Consider the following 3,469-nt stretch of genomic DNA (forward strand, 5'->3'; position numbering starts at 1 on the left):
GTGTAGACGCGGTAGTTGCCGTCGCTGCGGGCCGGTTCCGGCAGCAGGTTTTCGCGCTCGTAATAGCGGATCGTTTCCACGGCGCAATCCGTGAGTTTCGCCAACTCTCCGATCTTCATGACGAGGATCTCCAAAAAGGGTGCTTGACCCTATAGTGGCTACAGGGTCTTTACTTGGCAACAGGTACTTTTATGGACACGACCCATGAGCGATTCCCTGCACAGCCACAAACCCGAAGACACTTGCTGCAGCAGCAAGCTTAAGCCCGTGGCCAAACATTTACATGGCGGCCATGGTGAATCCTGTTGCGCACCGAAAGCAAGCGAGCCCACGCTGATTCAGTTGACCGAAGCGCCAAGTGCCGATGCGCGGCTGAGTAGTTTCCGTATTGAGGCCATGGATTGCCCGACCGAGCAATCGCTGATTCAAAATAAGCTGGGAAAACTGACCGGCGTGCAGCAGCTGGAGTTCAATTTGATCAACCGGGTGCTGGGCGTCACCCATAATCTGGCCAGCACTGCGCCGATTGTCGACGCCATCAAAGCCCTCGGCATGCACGCCGAGCCCCTGGAGCAAGGCGCCGAAGCGCAGGCCCCGGCACCCGAGAAAAAGTCCTGGTGGCCGCTGGGATTGTCCGGCGTTGGCGCATTGGTGGCGGAAGTCATCCACTTCACCGCCGCCGCTCCGAACTGGGTGGTGGCGGTCATTGCCCTGATCTCGATCCTCAGCGGCGGCCTGGGCACCTATAAAAAGGGCTGGATCGCCCTGAAGAACTTCAACCTGAACATCAACGCGTTGATGAGCATCGCGGTGACGGGTGCAATCCTTATCGGGCAATGGCCGGAAGCGGCCATGGTGATGTTCCTGTTCACCGTGGCGGAGTTGATCGAAACCAAATCCCTCGACCGCGCGCGCAATGCCATCAGTGGCTTGATGCAGATGACGCCGGAACAAGCGACGGTGTTGCAGGCTGACGGCACTTGGGTCACGCAGGATGTGAAGGCTATCGAGCTCGGTGCCCGGGTACGGGTGCGTCCCGGTGAGCGCATCGCGCTGGATGGCGAAGTGCTCGCGGGTAACTCGAGCATTGATCAGGCGCCGATTACCGGTGAAAGCCTGCCCGTGGAAAAAACCATTGGCGACAAAGTGTTCGCCGGCACCATCAACCAGGCCGGTTCCCTGGAATACGCCGTGACGGCGGCAGCAAACAACTCGACCCTGGCGCGAATCATCCACGCTGTCGAGCAGGCCCAGGGCGCACGGGCGCCGACCCAGCGCTTCGTCGATACGTTCTCGAAAATCTATACGCCGGCGGTGTTCATCCTGGCGTTGGCGGTCGCAGTCATTCCTCCACTGTTCATGAATGCGCTGTGGTTCGACTGGATCTACCGCGCCCTGGTGTTGTTGGTCGTCGCTTGCCCTTGTGCCCTGGTGATCTCCACACCGGTGACCATCGTCAGCGGTCTCGCTGCCGCGGCCCGCAAAGGTATTCTAGTGAAAGGCGGGGTTTACCTGGAGGGCGGCTACAAGCTCGACTACCTTGCTTTGGACAAGACCGGCACCATCACCCATGGCAAACCGGTACAAACCGATTACCTGTCGCTTGACCCCACCGCCGATGCATCGGCGCCGGCGATTGCCGCGGCGCTGGCCGGCCGTTCGGATCACCCGGTGTCACTGGCGATCGCCAACGCGGCTGTGGATAAACAATTGGCCCCACTTGTTGTGGATAACTTCGAAGCACTGGGCGGGCGCGGGGTGCGCGGCGAAATCAATGGCCAGCTGTACCATTTGGGCAACCATCGCCTGGTTGAAGACCTAGGCCTGTGTTCTCCTGCGCTGGAAGAGAAACTGTCCGCCCTCGAGAAACAGGGCAAGTCGGTGGTGCTGCTGCTCGATCAGTCCGGCCCATTGGCGCTGTTCGCCGTGGCTGACACGGTGAAGGAATCCAGCCGCGAAGCGATCCGCCAGTTGCATGAGTTGGGCATCAAGACCTTGATGCTCACCGGCGATAACGTGCACACCGCGCAGGCGATCGCAGCGCAAGTCGGTATCGACGAGGCCAGGGGCGATCTGTTGCCCACCGACAAGTTACAGGCGATTGAAGCGCTGTATGCGAAGGGGCATCACGTCGGGATGGTGGGTGATGGCATCAACGATGCGCCGGCCCTGGCCCGTTCCGAAATCGGTTTCGCCATGGCCGCCGCAGGCACCGATACCGCTATCGAGACCGCTGATGTCGCCCTGATGGACGACGATCTGCGCAAAATCCCGGCATTCATTCAGCTGTCGCGCCAGACGTCGAGCATTCTCAAGCAGAATATTGCCCTGGCATTGGTGATCAAGGCGATCTTTCTTGGGGTAACCTTCGCCGGGCTCGCTACCATGTGGATGGCGGTTTTCGCCGACATGGGCGTCAGTTTGCTGGTGGTGTTCAACGGGTTGCGCCTGCTGCGCAAATAAAGGATGAGGACGGGTTGTGCTGAGTGCCGAGCTGAAGGCGTTTTACATGGTGGCCCGACTGGGCAGTATCACCCAGGCCGCGAAAAAGCTCGGTTTGAGTCAGCCCACGGTGACGACGCAGATTCGCAATCTCGAAAGTCAGTATTCGGTCGAGTTGTTCTACCGTGGCGGCCGGCGCCTGAGCGTCAGCGAGGAGGGCGCGCGGTTGTTGCCGATGGTCAAGGCGCTGATGCAGCAGGAAGCCGACATCGAGTTCTTCCTGCGCAATTGCGGTCAGGTGCAGGGCACGCTGCGCATTGCCGCGACGGCGCCGTATTACATCCTCGATCTGGTGAAGACTTTCCGCGAGCGTCTGCCGCAGGTGGAGGTGTCGGTGGAAATCGGCAATTCCCAGCAGGTGCTCGAAGCGCTGGAGGACTACCGCGTCGATGTCGCGGCGTCCTCGCAGTTGCTCGACGATGCACGGCTGATTCGCCGGGTGCTCGGCAGCGATCCGCTGGTGCTGGCGGTGCATCGAAATCACCCGCTGGCGGCACATGATCACGTACCGCTCAGTGCACTGGCGGGGCATACATTGTTGATGCGCGAAACGGGTTCGACCACCCGCCGTATGACCGAAGAATTGCTGGCTGGCGCCGGGGTGAGTGTCGGGCCGTTGCTGGAGATTGGCAGTCGCGAGTCGATTCGCGAAGCGGTGCTGCGCAACATCGGCATCAGCCTGATTGCCCGGCAGGAAGTGCCGCACGATCCGCAGCTGCGGGTGCTGACCATCGAGAATGCACCGTTGTTGCCGGAGTATCTGTACTGCCTCAAGGAGCGGAAAAACGCACGGCTGCCGGCGGCGTTCCTGGGGTTGGCGCAGGAAATGGCCCCGGCCTGAGAGCTCGATTGCCTGTGATGATCGTTCCCACGCTCCGCGTGGGAATGTATCCCGGGACGCTCCGCGTCCCAAAAGCCGAACGCGGAGCGTCCGTTGAGGCATTCCCACGCAGAGCGTGGGAACGAT

3 protein-coding genes are annotated in these 3,469 nt (G+C 60.8%); 2 read left to right on the plus strand and 1 reads right to left on the minus strand.

All coding sequences use genetic code 11. The features are described 5' to 3' along the window. Positions 1-119, minus strand: a 119-nt coding sequence (locus D8U69_RS13810; protein ID WP_130907503.1) for a MerR family DNA-binding transcriptional regulator, incomplete at its 3' end; no start/stop codon positions are given. Positions 120-204: 85 nt separating this feature from the next. Here D8U69_RS13810 and D8U69_RS13815 point away from each other — a divergent pair. Both D8U69_RS13815 and D8U69_RS13820 read left to right on the plus strand, forming a co-directional pair. Then, positions 205-2,463 carry a heavy metal translocating P-type ATPase gene (locus D8U69_RS13815; RefSeq protein WP_130907504.1) on the plus strand — a complete coding sequence of 753 codons (2,259 nt, stop codon included), beginning with the start codon at positions 205-207 and terminating at the stop codon, positions 2,461-2,463. A gap of 16 nt (positions 2,464-2,479) precedes the next feature. Beyond that, complete coding sequence (locus D8U69_RS13820) at positions 2,480-3,343, plus strand: LysR family transcriptional regulator (RefSeq protein ID WP_056854020.1); 864 nt, start codon at positions 2,480-2,482, stop codon at positions 3,341-3,343. Positions 3,344-3,469: the final 126 nt, after the last annotated feature.

The organism is Pseudomonas sp. Sample_16, assembly GCF_004307665.1.
In the GTDB taxonomy this organism is placed as follows: Bacteria; Pseudomonadota; Gammaproteobacteria; order Pseudomonadales; family Pseudomonadaceae; genus Aquipseudomonas.

Bases quoted from the DNA above. Each gene is read 5' to 3' on its own strand.
- D8U69_RS13815 (WP_130907504.1), top strand. From the start codon at position 205: ATGAGCGATTCCCTGCACAGCCACAAACCCGAAGACACTTGCTGCAGC.